The organism is Methylocaldum sp. RMAD-M, from assembly GCF_017832375.1.
GTDB lineage: Bacteria > Pseudomonadota > Gammaproteobacteria > Methylococcales > Methylococcaceae > Methylocaldum.
This window is the reverse complement of sequence record NZ_JAFIBZ010000034.1, coordinates 12880-27142: the sequence shown is the minus strand read 5'-3', so window position 1 is coordinate 27142 and position 14263 is coordinate 12880. Positions and strand designations below refer to the sequence as shown.

16 protein-coding genes and 1 pseudogene are annotated in these 14263 nt (G+C 54.4%); 5 read left to right on the top strand and 12 right to left on the bottom strand.

The features are described 5' to 3' along the window. Position 1 precedes the first annotated feature (1 nt). The 3 genes and pseudogenes from JOD69_RS21400 to JOD69_RS21390 all read right to left on the bottom strand — a co-directional run bounded on the left by JOD69_RS21400 (position 2) and on the right by JOD69_RS21390 (position 2169). Positions 2-777, bottom strand: a pseudogene (locus tag JOD69_RS21400) (IS5 family transposase). A gap of 115 nt (positions 778-892) precedes the next feature. After that, positions 893-1717, bottom strand: a complete 825-nt coding sequence (locus JOD69_RS21395; RefSeq protein WP_210024253.1) for a hypothetical protein — start codon at positions 1715-1717, stop codon at positions 893-895. 272 nt (positions 1718-1989) lie between these two features. Continuing rightward, the gene (locus JOD69_RS21390) at positions 1990-2169 is read right to left on the bottom strand and encodes a transposase (RefSeq protein ID WP_210024252.1); all 180 of its coding nucleotides are present in this window, start codon (positions 2167-2169) and stop codon (positions 1990-1992) included. Between the two features lie 685 nt (positions 2170-2854). On the opposite strand from JOD69_RS21390, the gene JOD69_RS21385 reads away from it, so the two are divergent. Next, on the top strand, positions 2855-3232 hold the full coding sequence (locus JOD69_RS21385; RefSeq protein WP_210024251.1) for a GIY-YIG nuclease family protein: 378 nt from the start codon (positions 2855-2857) through the stop codon (positions 3230-3232). A 39-nt stretch (positions 3233-3271) separates the two neighbouring features. On the opposite strand, the gene JOD69_RS21380 is transcribed toward JOD69_RS21385, so the two are convergent. The 3 genes from JOD69_RS21380 to merR all read right to left on the bottom strand — a co-directional run bounded on the left by JOD69_RS21380 (position 3272) and on the right by merR (position 4420). After that, positions 3272-3607 carry a type II toxin-antitoxin system RelE/ParE family toxin gene (locus JOD69_RS21380; RefSeq protein ID WP_210024250.1) on the bottom strand — a complete coding sequence of 112 codons (336 nt, stop codon included), beginning with the start codon at positions 3605-3607 and terminating at the stop codon, positions 3272-3274. A 9-nt stretch (positions 3608-3616) separates the two neighbouring features. Continuing rightward, positions 3617-3877, bottom strand: coding sequence for a type II toxin-antitoxin system ParD family antitoxin (locus tag JOD69_RS21375; RefSeq protein WP_210024249.1), 261 nt, complete (start codon positions 3875-3877; stop codon positions 3617-3619). A gap of 132 nt (positions 3878-4009) precedes the next feature. Continuing rightward, entirely contained in the window at positions 4010-4420 is a 411-nt protein-coding gene (gene merR, locus JOD69_RS21370) for an Hg(II)-responsive transcriptional regulator (protein ID WP_210024248.1), read from the bottom strand. A 67-nt stretch (positions 4421-4487) separates the two neighbouring features. On the opposite strand from merR, the gene JOD69_RS21365 reads away from it, so the two are divergent. From JOD69_RS21365 to JOD69_RS25300, 4 genes are all read left to right on the top strand, one after another. Then, positions 4488-4826, top strand: a complete 339-nt coding sequence (locus JOD69_RS21365; protein WP_210024247.1) for a mercuric transporter MerT family protein — start codon at positions 4488-4490, stop codon at positions 4824-4826. A 12-nt stretch (positions 4827-4838) separates the two neighbouring features. Further along, positions 4839-5126 (top strand): mercury resistance system periplasmic binding protein MerP, encoded by a 288-nt coding sequence (gene merP, locus JOD69_RS21360; RefSeq protein ID WP_210024246.1) that lies wholly within the window; start codon positions 4839-4841, stop codon positions 5124-5126. Then, positions 5123-5341: a GDCCVxC domain-containing (seleno)protein gene (locus JOD69_RS21355; RefSeq protein ID WP_210024245.1), complete on the top strand. Its 219-nt coding sequence runs from the start codon at positions 5123-5125 to the stop codon at positions 5339-5341. Before merP ends, JOD69_RS21355 begins: the two co-directional genes overlap by 4 nt. Positions 5342-5493: 152 nt before the next feature. Continuing rightward, entirely contained in the window at positions 5494-6342 is an 849-nt protein-coding gene (locus JOD69_RS25300; RefSeq protein ID WP_348529976.1) for a Tn3 family transposase, read from the top strand. An 871-nt stretch (positions 6343-7213) separates the two neighbouring features. Here JOD69_RS25300 and JOD69_RS21345 read toward each other — a convergent pair. The 6 genes from JOD69_RS21345 to radC all read right to left on the bottom strand — a co-directional run bounded on the left by JOD69_RS21345 (position 7214) and on the right by radC (position 13621). After that, positions 7214-7927 carry a replication protein RepA gene (locus tag JOD69_RS21345; RefSeq protein ID WP_210024244.1) on the bottom strand — a complete coding sequence of 238 codons (714 nt, stop codon included), beginning with the start codon at positions 7925-7927 and terminating at the stop codon, positions 7214-7216. A 173-nt stretch (positions 7928-8100) separates the two neighbouring features. Then, the gene (gene trfA / locus JOD69_RS21340; protein WP_210024243.1) at positions 8101-9027 is read right to left on the bottom strand and encodes a plasmid replication initiator TrfA; all 927 of its coding nucleotides are present in this window, start codon (positions 9025-9027) and stop codon (positions 8101-8103) included. Between the two features lie 1200 nt (positions 9028-10227). Beyond that, positions 10228-11229, bottom strand: a complete 1002-nt coding sequence (locus JOD69_RS21330) for a ParB/RepB/Spo0J family partition protein (protein ID WP_210024241.1) — start codon at positions 11227-11229, stop codon at positions 10228-10230. Beyond that, the gene (locus tag JOD69_RS21325) at positions 11226-12092 is read right to left on the bottom strand and encodes a ParA family protein (protein WP_210024240.1); all 867 of its coding nucleotides are present in this window, start codon (positions 12090-12092) and stop codon (positions 11226-11228) included. Before JOD69_RS21325 ends, JOD69_RS21330 begins: the two co-directional genes overlap by 4 nt. A 161-nt stretch (positions 12093-12253) precedes the next feature. Next, entirely contained in the window at positions 12254-13057 is an 804-nt protein-coding gene (locus JOD69_RS21320) for a DUF4942 domain-containing protein (protein ID WP_210024239.1), read from the bottom strand. A gap of 81 nt (positions 13058-13138) precedes the next feature. Beyond that, the gene (radC, locus tag JOD69_RS21315; protein ID WP_156881810.1) at positions 13139-13621 is read right to left on the bottom strand and encodes a DNA repair protein RadC; all 483 of its coding nucleotides are present in this window, start codon (positions 13619-13621) and stop codon (positions 13139-13141) included. Positions 13622-14263 lie beyond the last annotated feature (642 nt).

The window sequence follows — 14263 nt, the reverse complement described above, 5'->3', positions numbered from 1 at the left end:
CCTATCCCAGTAGACCCGTTGCCCGCCAAGTAATGATGCCGCAGGCCAAGTGCAGCATGGCAAGATAGGTGTCGGTTCGTTTTTCCCAGCGGATCAAAATCCGGCGGAATCGGTTGAGCCAGCTGTGGGTCCGTTCGACCACCCAGCGCCGCGCCTTGAAACCGGCTTCCTTCTTGATCGCTTCGGCCTCCTCACCGCGCGCTCGAATGTGAGCGGTAAACTGAAAGGCCTTGGCCAAGTCCCTCACCTCGTCATAGTCATAGCCTTTGTCCAGGCACAAGCCTTGCGGCTGCTCCGGCGTGGGTACAGGGCGCGGGACGCCGATGGCCGCCAAGGTGGACCGCGCCAGCTTCAGGTCGTGCCGATTGGCGCCGGCAATCACCACACTCAGCGGCAGGCCCGCGCCATCGGTTAACAGGCTTCGCTTCGCACCTTGTTTGCCCCGGTCGGTCGGATTCGGTCCCGTTTTTTTGAACCCGCCAACGGCGCTTTCGTCATGGCCCCATCCATGGCCAACCACGACCAGTCCAAGCCCTTCAACGCATCATAAGCCAGCAGTCCTTCGCGCCAGAACGCCTGGAACACCCCGGCTTCGGTCCACTCGACAAAGCGGCGATGGGCCGAACTGCTGGAGCAAATCCCGGTGGCGTTCAGCGCATTCCACTGACACCCGGTCCGGAGCACAAACAAGATCGCATTCATCGCCTGTCGGTCCGGCACCCGCGGGTTATGGCACCCGAGCGGATGCGGTTTACGCGGCGGCAAGAGCGGTTCCATCCGTTCCCACAGCTCATCCGGAATGCGCCAGCCATCATCTTTCGTCACCAGTCCCATAAGAGCCCCTCTTGACTCGAAATTTCGGCATTAGAGGTCGCTCATCACGCTTTTGTTCCTACTGGGATAGGCTCTTAATCACAACAGACGTCTGGTCATCTAAAAGCTCATACTTACGGAGCATGTCAATGAGATACATGAACTCATCTGTCGTCTCTCCGGAACGGGAATAGAAGACGATGATGCCCCGTCTTGCGCTGCCCTTGGGGTCGTGGTGCTCAAGGATGATAATAGGGGACGTGAGGGTTTCGAGCGTCGCGGCCTTCGCTTTTCGCACCTGAAGGTTGGCTCGCCTTACAAGTTGAGGGTGAAAGTAGAAACAATATTCATGGCTTGGAACTTCGGGACTTTTCTTGCCTCTCATCCGCTGAATTTCATCACGAATATTATCTAGCCAGAAGATTTCCTTTGGACCTAGCACGAAGAGGCGGCTGCCCCTCGGCAACTGCAAGGATTCTGGCGGAATGTGAATGAGGTTTTTTTGGAAGTCTGCCTCGTACTCACCGTCATGGTTGTAGATGAAAAGCAAACCGTTGACGGAGAACGTGACATTCTCGTGGGTGTGCAGACTACGCCACGTCTCGCTCATCTCTGCGCACGCCACCTGCTTAGCTAGGCTCTCGACAGCAGCCTTCACGGCTGCCTGCTTGATGGTACCCTTGGCATAGCTTTTCAAGTCGCAATGCACGTACGTCTGCCGCACGGCATACGGTTCTTCATAGTAGTAGACAACATCACATGGATGGTCTTCTGCCTTGTGCCGCTCCGGATCCTCACATGGCCAATCGTGATTCACTGGCCCTAACTTATTCCAGAAGAACTCGCTGAACAACTCGCTCGCCATAATCTCCGCCTGCTCGGCGGTGTTTCCGGTCTCGGCCAACTCTTCCTCCTAGTCTGGTGATAGCAAAGCGCCTGCATGCTTACAAAAGCATAAGCATAACCATGACATGAGGCTAGTTATCTTCTCGTTGGATGGAGCAACCTCCGAAGGAAAAGTGATTCGTGCGTAACATTTTCGGCTCCACATACTGACTGCGAGCAAGAAGGAGCCGTCGGCAACAGCGTGTGATTAATCCTTATGGATAACCGGTTTGCGTATGACTAACTAACGACGGCAATGGATCAGTTCCGGATTTTTGACTGCTTGTGCCTTTACCAGGACGAATCACGGAATCTCCTTATCAGAATTGCCCAATCCTTGAAAGTCAGCGTTTTTGCCGACATCCCTAAACGCCGTGCTGCTTCCGGCAGCGTCAGCTTTTCGTCCGACACCAATTTTACGGCCTGTTCTCTAAATTCTGCTGTGAACGACTGTCTTGGTAACTTTGCCATTTCGTACCTCTATCAACCACTGGCATCCACTGAAGCCCCAGGATCTCTCGATCGGGGAGATTTGGGGAATATTGGGCGTGTGATTTGTTCTTTTCGCCTCGGAATCAAACTCCCGTGGCGTTTTTTAGTTTTTAGGTATTTTTAATGACTTCTAATTCGGGACATCTTTTTTAGATAATTCTGACGTCGAGGCCAGTCATCCATGCAAAATTCAAGCGCAAAATGACGACCTGATACACTGGGTAATTAAGGCAATGCTGACTGAAAAAGTTAGTATTACTGAAGGGTAACAGTACCTATCTGCGAAATAGGTACTGTTAGTTTTCCAAAAGCAAATGTGTAGAGCTGTTGGAGATATCTATGATAACTCTCTTAAGGGATGTTATGGCTAGTGGCGGCGTGTCCGGCCTCATCGCTGTGCTGAGCCTCTTTGTGGCAATCCTGGCTTTAACCATGAAACTCAAGTAGCACGGTAATCTTTGATCCTTTCTGCGGCCCTGGTGGATTTCGGGGGATCAAAGGCAGAAGCGCTTGTCCGAAAAGACAGGCGCTTTTTATGGTCCGGTTGTATCTTTATCGGTCTTGTCTTTTAGCGAAAACTACATATAGTTTAAAAAATATTCTACGAGCACCATTAGTGGTATATTCGTAATCTGGTGGTGACTCTCCATCTGAGGACACGAATATGACTGACTCAGTCATCTGGACCTCTCCGTCCGGAGAAACGTTTACTTTTGGTATCTACAACTACAAGGGAGTCTGGAACAATGTGGCCGGGATTTACATGTTCTGTCGTAAAAACCAGCCTCAGAACTCTTGGGTGCCCCTCTATATTGGCCAAACCGATAGCTTTCAAGCCAGATTAAGCAATCACGAACAATGGTTAGCTGCTTTCCTTAAAGGGGCAAATGCTGTCCTAGCGGCAGTGATTACAAGGAAGGACAGTCGAGATCGGATTGAGCGTGATTTGATCCAGCAGTTTCAGCCTCCACTGAATCAACAGCTAAAAACCTCTTCTCTGAAGGATTTTTTTCCGTATACGCACCGTACTAGCTACCGCTAAAAAACATCAAACCCAGCTGGTAAGCGGGGGAAGATGCTTTTATTCGTCCGATTCGTTTTCTGCTTCGAAGAGGGCGGGCAGGTTGCGCGCCCCATGGACCACCCGGATGATCTCGAGGAACTCTTCGGTGACGCGGTAGATGAGCAGGTACTTCTCAAAGTGCTTGAGAGGCCACAGACGGATATCCATGAGCCTGGAATGGCCGAAATTGCAAAATGGCGCCATTTCTGGCATCTCCACCAGCAGGGAACAGGTGTGTCGGATGGATTCACGGAACGCTTGGGAGGCGCTCGGATGGTCTAACGCGATGTAGGCGACGATGGATGCAATGTCCTCCTCAGCCTTCTTGCTGAAGACGATGGTTTTCTTTTTCATTCCTGTTGTTTACTTTTTACTGGCGATCTTTTCATCGATCCGCCTCCAAAACGTGTCCCACTCGGGAGAATCGAGCGTCATGCCTCGCCCGGACGCCAGTCCTTCCAGGACCATCTCTTCCAGGCGCTTTTCGGCCTGGCGCTTCTGTTCCGCGCGGATGAGTGCCTGAATAAAGTCGCTCGGCGTGCTGTAGTGCTCTTTTTCCACCTGCTCCTTGACGAATCGCTTGAGGGGCTCTGGCAGGGAAATGTGCATGGTGCTTGTAGCCATAAACATAAGCCTTAGTTGATTAGCCTGGTACTACAATTTTTGACAAAAATTGTCTCACCTCCACTCTATCACGGGCTGCAAGGCCGTCAAGATCAACAAGGGGTGTGCTCACGAAACGGAAAAAATCGTACGCTAGAGCTCTGAGGCGTCCAGCAAGGCCATGATAATGGGGCAAGATACCGCGCCTGTATTTTGGGAACAGCTTTCGACCAAATTGGACAGTGCTTTTTCTATGGTGCGCAATCCTTCGATCCGTTCTCGAATCGAGGCAAGTTTTTTCAGGGCAATATCCCTCGCCTCCCGACAGTGTTGCCCATCCTCAAGACTCAACAATTCCGCGAGTTCATTCAGTGAAAACCCGAGCATCTGGCCCTGCTTGATAAAGCGCACACGCTGGGCGTCACGTTCGGTATAACGCCGAACACCCTTGAGCGGCCTATCGGGTTCCGCTAGCAGGCCGCGCCGTTGATAAAAACGGATGGTCTCGACGTTCACCCCAGCCTTTTTCGCCAACCTGCCAATCGTGAAGCTTTCGGGTGTCATGGGGCTTGCCTCCGTACCTAGGTACGGAGTTTATAGTACGCTCCTCGAAATAACACGGGCTACTGCCATGAACCAGAAACAAGCCCTAACGGCTGGCGTTCTTGCCGGGATAGGAGCGAGCTTGTGCTGCGTCGCGCCCTTGATCTTGCTGAGCCTTGGGCTTGGCGGGGCATGGGTGGCCAGTCTCACTGCTTTCGAGCCGCTACGCCCGATCTTTCTCCTGCTCGCGCTGTTTTTTGTCGGATGGGCCTTCCGCAAGCTCTATATCGTTCCGCAAACCTGCGAACCTGGAAAGCTCTGCGCGGAAGATGGAACCATCCATAAACAGCGCTTCATCTTCTGGGCGGTGACAATTCCCTTGCTCGGCCTGCTGGCCTTCCCGTGGTTCGCTCCGTTGTTTTACTGAGTGAGAACATCTATGAATACCCGAGTTCTTCCGTTCTTTGTGGCGCTAACACTCATGGCAGGTGCTGTCGTGGCTGCACCCCGAACCGTCGCCCTCAATGTGCAGAACATGACGTGCGCGGTATGTCCGCTCACCGTCAAGAAAGCGCTTGAACAGGTTTCCGGAGTGCAGCAGGTCACGGTGGATTACGCGAGTAAAACCGCAACTGTGCACTTTGATGATGCCGCCGCGTCGGTCGACAAATTGACCGAGGCGACCCAGGCGGCCGGTTATCCCTCTACTGTCAAGGCCGGGAAATGAACGACGTGATCTTGGAATCGATCATCGTCTGCCCGCATTGCGGCCACGCCGAGACGGAAACCATGCCGACCGATGCTTGCCAATTCTTTTATGATTGCAAAGGCTGCGGTGCCGTGCTGAAGCCGAATCCTGGAGACTGCTGCGTCTTCTGCTCCTATGGCTCGGTCAAATGTCCTCCCATTCAGCAGCACAAATCCTGTTGTGCCAGCCGTTGACCTTGCTTATCCCCTGCTGACATCAATCATGTCCCGCCTGATCTTCCCCGATGTGAAGGAATAACTCGATAGTGTCAAGCTGAACTATACCCTAACCTGGCGTCAGACCATCCCGTGCGAAACCGTCAGAATAGAGCGGCGTTTGCAATTTCTTGACGGATGCCGCCAAGGGCCATAGATTTCTGCCTGACACTTCCGGTTCGGGAGGCATCTTGCAGGGGCATCGCATCGGTTACGTCCGCGTCAGCAGCTTCGACCAGAACCCGGAACGGCAGCTCGAACACGTCCAGGTGCACAAAGTGTTCACCGACAAGGCGTCGGGCAAGGACACTCAGCGCCCGCAGCTCGATGCGCTGCCGACGTTCGTGCGCGAGGGCGACACGGTGGTGGTGCACAGCATGGACCGCTTGGCCCGCAATCTGGACGACCTGCGGCACATCGTGCAGAAGCTCACCAAGCGCGGCGTACGGATCGAGTTCGTCAAGGAGAACTTGACCTTCACCGGCGAGGACTCGCCGATGGCAAACCTGATGCTCTGGAAGCTCGGCAGCTACCCGCGCCAGAACGGCCTGGCCGTGGCCTTGCGCGAGCTGGGGCGCATCGAGCGCACGCTGTTTGCGCTCGACTGGATGCAGAACGTCGAGCTGCGCCGCCGCGTGCAGATTGGCTTGAACAAGGGCGAGGCCAAGAACGCGCTGGCGCGCGCCGTGTTTCTGAACCGACTCGGCGAAATCCGCGACCGCAGCTTCGAGAACCAGCGCTACCGCGCCAGCGGCCTCAATCTGGTGGTGGCGGCGATCGTCTTGTGGAACACGGTCTACCTGGAGCGGGCAGTCCAGGCGCTGCGCGACTCGGGCAAGAACATCGACGAGAGGCTGCTGCCGCATCTTTCTCCGCTGGGCTGGGAGCACATCAACCTGACCGGCGACTACATATGGCGGCAGAATAAGCAGGTTGAGCAAGGCAAGTTCCGACCGCTACGAGTGCCCGGCGAGGCTTAGCGTACGATTTTTTCCGTTTCGTGAGCTGACCCCAACAAGGTGTCTAGGTGGCGATTAGCTTGGCTAGGCGTCATAGAGGCCGCCTCAGAATTCGGCAAAAATCGTATGTTAGCGGCGCTGAGTAATAAGATAATCAATAATTTGCGATCAGTGCCGTAAGGCTCGTTGTATGGTCATGTCATGAGTTAATAATGTTCTTTTGAATCAATTAACTACGTCATCTTGATGTGCTCTGATTTCCGTTTTCTGAAAGGATCCCTAAAACCTTGGAAGCGGTTATTTCTACCCTTTTTCCTGAAAAGCTTAAGAGGCGTTTCCAGTTTCTTTGTCGCTTTTTCCCTTGACGCGCACACGCGCCCGGCTGAGCGGTTGCCAGGGCCGTTAGGCCCTGGTGAGCGCGATTTGTCCGGGTCTTAGCGCCCGAAGGGTTGCCGGCTTGGCCGGCAAGGTGGACAACGCGTTTAGCGCTGTCCAGCCGCTTAGACCAAGGGTGGGATACCGTTGTGAGATGGTTGTGAGGCTGTGCCGAACTCATTATTCCTTGTACTGTTAATTGGAATTGAATAAGTAGAGCCACTTAACGACAAAGTGGTAGACACTTAACTTCAAAGCTCCCACTGCCTTAAACCAATTACCGACATTTATCTTAAGCGTCTATCTTTGTTGCTTCGCTTCACCGACACTTATTTTCAGACAGGCTCCGCCAAGGAGCGATTCAAGCATCGAAATCAGGGGTAAGCAGTCTGATCGACGGCCGGTTAGCCCACGTCGGCCACGCTTCGAAAGGCAATTTCGCCTGATCAGGGAACATCAGGCGAAACGGAGCCGAGCCAGGGATGGCTGGCGATGGAAAAGAGATACAGGGCAAAGGTTATGAGGGCGGACCGCGGCCTTTGAGACTCGCCCGAATACCGGCGAAAAACTCGGCGGCGGAGGTCATGTCCTTTTTTCGGTCGCCGGCGATATTGATCTGGGGTTTAGGGCCATGCTGCGCGTTCATCACCATCCGGATATGGCCTTGGGCTTTCCGCTGGGCCTTTTCCATCCTTTTATCGCGGCGTTCCTTGGCCTTCCTGCGTTCGTGCTCAAGCCACTGGCCGAGGCCAAAGACCGCAAACAAGTGGCGAGATACGGTCCGAATGGCCGCGATGCCTTTATAAGCGCAGTCATCGATGCGTTGCGCGATAGGGTGCACGGTAATGATGCCGGCGGCTTTGAGATCGTGCACCGCCCGTTCTGCCCGGCGTTCGCCGAGACCGGAAATCTCCGCCAGGAATTCCATCGTCAGGCCTTGAAATGATCCATCAGGCTGTGGAATGCCGACACGGAGGGTGACCAGCTCGGTGTAATGGAGGATGCAACCGAGCAGGGCGATACACGCCTCGCGCCGCTCGCTCCGCTGTTGTCGATCGGATTCGTTGACCGCGTTGAGGCCGGGGAGGATTTTTTGAGGGGAAACGTAGTACTCGCGGATCCGCGCGATGAGCCGCCGCAGCACGCCTGGCCTATTGGCATGGTTTTCCGGAGGCGCGAACCAGCGGGGATGGGCCGGATCATGGCCACACCTATTCCCGTCGCGCATCATAGCGCTATAATGAGACCTGTCATCTCATCCTTATGCGGTTAATCGGGTGAATGATTCCCGGCCGGCGAGTGTTGGCGCACTCGCCGGCCTTCCATTTCTTTAGCCCATCAAGCCGCGCTCCATCGTCGCAGCAGGCAAGTTTTCGAAACGTCTTTCGCGGTGATTGCCATTCTTTACTCCCCCATAAGCGTAAAGTTTTGTTTGGCGGTCGGGTTCACAAACCGCCCTCCGTTCGCGAGTACTCCTACCGAGATATCTTGATCGGCTTCCGTTTCGGCCCGCGTGAACTCGAGGACAATGTCCTTGGCGCACCAATCACTCACTTCGCCGAGGGCCTCCAGCTCACCCATCGCTTCCCGTAAGCGTTGGCGGAATTCCCGAATGTTCTTGCTTTCAGAGCCGCAGAGTTCGAGCAGACCGTCAATGCCGACTTGGTGTCTAACCCCCGGTGGATGTGACCGGACGAAACAATGGATCCACTTGGCCAAGTCTGAACGCAATGCGCTTCGGGTCTGCCATACCAGCAGCGAATAGCCGTCATCGAACAGCATCGCAAGGCGGGGATTCACGGTCAGTACATACCCGTTGGTATCGCTGTCATGAAAGAACTCGTGCACCAGCGATCCGGTATAGGTCCGCTTGCCGACCGCAATTTCCACAGCAGTGGCGGTTAGTCGGGTGAGTACTGCTTTCAGCCATTCGCGGTTCTGTTTGCCTTGCGACCGCCCAATGCCATTCAAAAAACCATAGGCACTGAAACGGATCTGCGAGCCGAGCGTGTGGTGACGGGCAAGATGGACAGCGAACAGCCACACATCGAGGTCGGACTGGTCCAGCTTCATCCCGGTGTAGCGGATCGTGATGCCAGGCCAACTGGCGATCAGTTCCTTTTCCACATAGCGCCGTCGGCCGCGCCGAACCACTCCGAACAAGGCCGAGCGGAGAATGCTGTTAGGAATGCCGCGATTGGGTTCCGGCCACAGTGGCAATTGAACGACAGGGCTCAAAGGAACCGAGCGTCTCCGCTGGCGCGCCGTTTGAACGGTAGGTTGGCTGTCCGGTAGATCCAAAACTTCGGCCAATTGTTCTTTGTTTTCCATTATCCAGGCCTCATATGGTTTGGGTGATTCTCGTGACCAGGAATCTCTGCGTCAATGGGGGTATAGCGGCTACGCTTCCGGTACGGCTGAAGCCCAACAAAGTCGTTCTACACCTCTAAAATTTGATTTTTTTCAATAATTTGCCTGCTTCATTAACGGCGCGGCGTAGGTTCTATACCCCTATACCGTAGCTGCTATACCCCTGCCCTGCAGAATCAAAAAAATTTTGCGCTAATGTATGCACTTAGGCGTCTTGTGAATGAAAACAAGAGCCTGGCGTTGCCACGGATTGCAGGTAGACCGGGACTTGAGCGGAACCGCGTAGCTGCTATACCCCTAATCCCGCATGAGCCGGGATGATAGATCAATTTCAGTGATGCGAGCGTAGCTGCTATACCCCCATGTGTAGCAAACTGCATTTGAACCAGTCCTTGGCTGGCCGGATCGTTGCAACTAATCTGGCCCTGAAAACGCACTGATGGCAGTCCCGGCTCGTTTCTATTTCAGTCCTCTTCCGACCAGGTAGGTAGTTCTAGCTTGTTTTGTTTGGATCCATAAAGTTGTGGTAGGCGAGTTGCTTACCGTCTTTGGTGAACGCGACTCCGAGTGGCTTTACATCGGCTGGCCAATCGGTTCGGATCACCAGCTCTTTATAGGCTAGCTCGGCGACCGTTCGGCTTTCTGTCACCGTTTTGTCTGTGACTTTCTGAGCCGGCCACCGCAAGTAAACTCGATATGTCATATTACATCCCGCATAGGCATAAAAGCTCCTGGTGATAATAAAGCCCGCTACAGCTACGCTCGCCGCCTGACAATACGGCCATGCTCTAGCGAGCTCTCCCATTCGGCGCGCGCGTCTCGTTCCATGGCACGAACAAGCTTCATCTTTTCGGGCGGTAGCACAATTAACTCTGATTCCCATCCAGCCGGAGTGAATGCCTCATACACCTTGGAGGCCCACGAATGGGCTAATTGCCGGCTTGTCGCGTACGTGCTCGTTACTTCATCAAAGGTAAGCCCGTCCACCAGAATCGCGCGCGCGACATTTCGAGCCTTGATCGACATTCTTGGAAATCGCGCCATTGCCTGGTCAAACTCGCTGGGTGTTAGTGCGCCAGCCATCTTTGATAATCTACTCATATCGATAAACCATTAAAGGCCACGATTGCCGGTATGCCGGCAATCGTGGCTGATTACCTACTATTGCCTGATTTTCAGTCGTTCGTATTCATCGCAGAGAATCAACAGGTCGCGCATCAAAATACTTGCCCATGTCGGATCGTCTTGGGCAGCTTGACGACGTATTTCCGCTACGATCTCATCAGGGCTGCGAATGCTCGCCCATGTTGCATCCTCTTGAGCAGCTGTGCGGCGTATCTCTACAGGCTGAGTCACGCCGTTGCCATTTCTCTTAGATTCCCGCTTGGGATCGTTATTCTGAAGCTCAGCCGCGGTAATAATGGGCTGTCGAGGCGTCCTTGCCTTGTTGCCAGAGTCGACCGCATCAGCATTCAGCTTCCGCATATTGCGTTTTCCTTGCAGTGACCCATTAAGCTGTTGGGCTATTTCTCGAACTCTTCCGCGCGAGATTTTGCCTGTAGCTTTCGCTTCCTCGACGATAGCTTGAGCTGCTTTCTCATCATCCCGCTCGATCTTCGCCAGAGTCGTAAGTGTTTCGACGTCGCGAGTGACTTTTGTGGCTGCCAGTTCGCTTGCGGCGGGCGGCAGATTGAGCACAGACAGGTATTTAGAGACTTGAGCCTCGCTTTTGCCGATGGCTCTTGCGGCAGCTACCGCGCTGCCCTCGGTTTCCACCAAGCGCTTGATCGCGCGAGCGGTGTCCAGCGCCGACATATCCTCCCGCTGTAAATTCTCTATGAGTTGACGGCGCAAGCGCTGACGCGGGTCCAGTGTTTTAATTTTTGCCTCCAGCTCGGCGATGCCGCCGTACTGGGCGGCTCGCCAACGCCTTTCGCCGATTACCAGCATATAACGTCCGTCACCGCTTTCTGTGACCTCGATAGGCTCTATCTGCCCCTCGGATTTCATCGACTCGGCCAATTCCCGCAACGATCCTTCCATAAATTCCTTGCGTGGCTGGTCCGGGTCCGGGTCGATTAGATCAATGGGAATGAGTCGCAGTGTTTCCGCGTTAGCATCGTCCAACAACTCATGCAAACTTTTAGAAAATAATGCGCTCATGCCGTGGCCCTCGTGTAAACCAGTTCGCAAGCCGCCCGAAATTCATGCGCGGCCCGTTGTGCGCTTTCGCCCTTGCTCCGCTTCCATATCGGTTTGCGATTGTCGAAAGCAGTGCCGACCGGAGAGCGGTCTTGTAGGACCGTCGATAACACTCGATCCCCTAAATCTGCCTGCAGTGCTCGAAGGTTGGCGCGCTGCTCCTTGTTCGCAGGTTTGAATCGATTGATCAGAATCCCAATGTGGCGCATGCTCGGGTTCATCTTTGCACGGACCACCTTAATATCGTTCAGCAGATCCTCGATACCTTCAAAGCTGGCTTTGTCCAGCCCTAATGGCGTTACCACGGCGTTGGCGGCTATCAAAGCACCCAACAAGCGGCGCCCCTGGGAAGGCGGCGTATCGATGATGACTACATCGTAACCGGCGGCACATGCGGCCAAATGTCGCCGAGGCAGCATAATGACCTCGAGCGGTGCTGCTTCTACGTCATTCAGCGTTTTGTCAGCCGGAATAATCGCAAGGTTTTCGCGCACCTTGATGATCTCCGGGGCCTCCCCGTCCGAGAACAGACGCGAGGCTCCTTTGCCGGCCTTGGCTCGATCGTCGAGGAAAAACCGAGTGCTGTTGCCTTGGCCGTCAACATCCACAAATAGAACCTTGGCGCGTTCAGCGCAGTATTCGGCAAGATGCACGGAGAACATGGTTTTACCCACGCCCCCCTTTTGATTGCTAACCACTATTGTCACGGTCATTCCCCTTACCTCAAGCCGGCAACTTTCGCAGCGAAACCCAAAAAACAGGCAAATCGACGTTATCCTCCTGCCCGTCGTTGCGGTATACCAAAGTTCGGGGTAGGCTCCCACGTAGCCCCGTTACGACAAAACGGTTAATCGACATAGATAGCTCCTGCATGCGCGAGTGAGGCCGGGAAACCGCCCGGCGCGGTGCTCAGCGATCCGCTGAACATGGTTCTATAGTAAATAAATATATTTATATTGTAAATAGTTTTTTATATACATCGTTATCATTTGGAGGCGTCCGCCAAAGCGCCAGGATAGTGTTTAGCCAAAATTCGATTCATTTGGTCAACTAGGTCTAGGCGCTTGAATATTACGTGCCCAGTGCCCTTTTTGAACCATTTAACGCTTAAATAATCGTTTTCCACCTCACTTTCCCGACGCTCGCGCCATGCGGTCCAGATCAGCGAATACATGCCCTGGCGGTGGTCGGCCTCGGGCTTGCCATCGAGGACATGAAAGACCCGCATGAGATCGTCCAGTTCGTCGGTAACGCGGTGGTTCGGCGTTCCATTGGTGAACAGATAAGACACGATGATGCGCTTTCCGAACTTGAACGGCTGGTTCGTTCTGTAGTCCCAGGACAGGCGCCGGAAGCATTCGAGAACGCCACGTTCGAACATGTCTCCCCGCGCATTGTAGAGCTGACCGAATGTCGCCTTGACGTTCCCGGTTGTAAGCTCGGGAATATCGCCCTCGGCAATCTGCTTGTCCCACTTTTCACGGGCCGCCGCGTCCATAAATGTGCGTAATCCCGACTCGTTCATCAGATACTTCCATGCCTCAGCGTCTACCGTACGGATCATGCACGCTTCGGCCTCGCTGCGGTTCGCGTACGGTCCTGTAACCGCCGCGCGGCCACGCAGCGAGTAACCGTTATCGATAACCAGGCGCGGAAATCCCACATGCGCGCTGCTAGCAATTTTCTCAGCCTCAGCCAGCAGCTCCAATGCCTGGCGGATGCGGTCCACCACACCTTTGCGTTGGTTAACCATGTTTTCGATGCTGACGCTCTTGATGAGTTGAGACATTTTTGCACTCCCAAAAATGGACCGGGAAACCGCCCGGATCGGACAAGAAAGGGGCGGGCCGAAACCCGCCCGCCAAAATTGCTACAAAAGGCCTGATTCCGAAAAGGAGTACGCCTCTATTCCGCCAATGATGAAATGATCGAGCACACGGACCTCGATCAGCGAGAATGCCTGTTTAAGACGCTGTGTGATCTGTTGATCCGCCTGGCTGGGTTCAACTACGCCGCTCGGGTGGTTGTGATAAAACATGACGGCAGCGGCATTGGCGTCGAGGGCTGTTTTAACAACCTCGCGCGGAAACACGCTGGCGCCGTCTATGGTTCCCCGGAAGAGTTCCACGGATTCGATGATCCTGTGTTGATTGTCGAGACAGATCATGCCGAATACTTCATGCTCGCGATCCGCCAATTCGAAGATGAGCGCTTCCTTTGCAAGAGCCGGAGACGTGAGCGCCCGCCCCCGACGGAACTTTCGCGCAATAACTCGCTTCGCTTCCAAAAGAACAGCCTCCGGCTCCGCAGCCGCGTAGTTACCGAAGATATCGCGAACGAAAAGAGTAGCCATGCTGAACCTCCAAAGCTGGACCGGGAAACCGCCCGGCACGGTATTCAGCAATCCGCTGAATATGGCTCTATAGTAAACATAAGTATTTAATTTGTCAATAGTTTTTTATATATATGATGCCGCGGGAATCGCCTTCCCCCAGCCCCCTTTCCTGCCAAGCTTTATCGATGTCTATGGATTGAACTGCCGGTTAATCGAGCGGAGCGAGGTAGCCGACGTGATAGAGTCAACCCTTCGGGTGGGGCATAAGTCACTGCCGTTGCTGCGGCTATGCCCTGGTTTAGTGTCGGCCGCGCGGATGCGCCATGAACCGATCGAGCTTTCAAGGCAGGGCTCTCTTCTTTCTTAGCCATGCGCTGCTTCGCGAAGCAGAGCGCGAGCACCAGGACATCGCCGCCGAGGCCTCGGCGTATAGAGCATTGGTCGATCGAGCGCAGCCAGCCAGGGATTGGCGGGCGCAGCGACCCACCCATCTTCCTGCCAGGGCCAATTGCGTTAGGGATGTATAGGGGTAGTCCCGCGGCAGAGTGAAGGGACCGGAGCGAGAGCGCAGCCCGGAGCAGCCCGACCCAGAGCGGAGCGCAGGGGAACGCCCATGCTCAGCGCGACTTTCGCAGCGAAAGTTAATGTAAGTAAAGTCCT

Bases quoted from the DNA above. Each gene is read 5' to 3' on its own strand.
- JOD69_RS21390 (WP_210024252.1), bottom strand. From the start codon at position 2,169: ATGGCAAAGTTACCAAGACAGTCGTTCACAGCAGAATTTAGAGAACAG.
- JOD69_RS21330 (WP_210024241.1), bottom strand. From the start codon at position 11,229: ATGAGCGCATTATTTTCTAAAAGTTTGCATGAGTTGTTGGACGATGCT.
- radC (WP_156881810.1), bottom strand. From the start codon at position 13,621: ATGGCTACTCTTTTCGTTCGCGATATCTTCGGTAACTACGCGGCTGCG.
- JOD69_RS21320 (WP_210024239.1), bottom strand. From the start codon at position 13,057: ATGTCTCAACTCATCAAGAGCGTCAGCATCGAAAACATGGTTAACCAA.
- JOD69_RS21365 (WP_210024247.1), top strand. From the start codon at position 4,488: ATGAACCAGAAACAAGCCCTAACGGCTGGCGTTCTTGCCGGGATAGGA.
- JOD69_RS21380 (WP_210024250.1), bottom strand. From the start codon at position 3,607: ATGAAAAAGAAAACCATCGTCTTCAGCAAGAAGGCTGAGGAGGACATT.
- JOD69_RS21355 (WP_210024245.1), top strand. From the start codon at position 5,123: ATGAACGACGTGATCTTGGAATCGATCATCGTCTGCCCGCATTGCGGC.
- merR (WP_210024248.1), bottom strand. From the start codon at position 4,420: ATGACACCCGAAAGCTTCACGATTGGCAGGTTGGCGAAAAAGGCTGGG.
- trfA (WP_210024243.1), bottom strand. From the start codon at position 9,027: ATGGAAAACAAAGAACAATTGGCCGAAGTTTTGGATCTACCGGACAGC.
- JOD69_RS21385 (WP_210024251.1), top strand. From the start codon at position 2,855: ATGACTGACTCAGTCATCTGGACCTCTCCGTCCGGAGAAACGTTTACT.
- JOD69_RS21345 (WP_210024244.1), bottom strand. From the start codon at position 7,927: ATGATGCGCGACGGGAATAGGTGTGGCCATGATCCGGCCCATCCCCGC.
- merP (WP_210024246.1), top strand. From the start codon at position 4,839: ATGAATACCCGAGTTCTTCCGTTCTTTGTGGCGCTAACACTCATGGCA.
- JOD69_RS21375 (WP_210024249.1), bottom strand. From the start codon at position 3,877: ATGGCTACAAGCACCATGCACATTTCCCTGCCAGAGCCCCTCAAGCGA.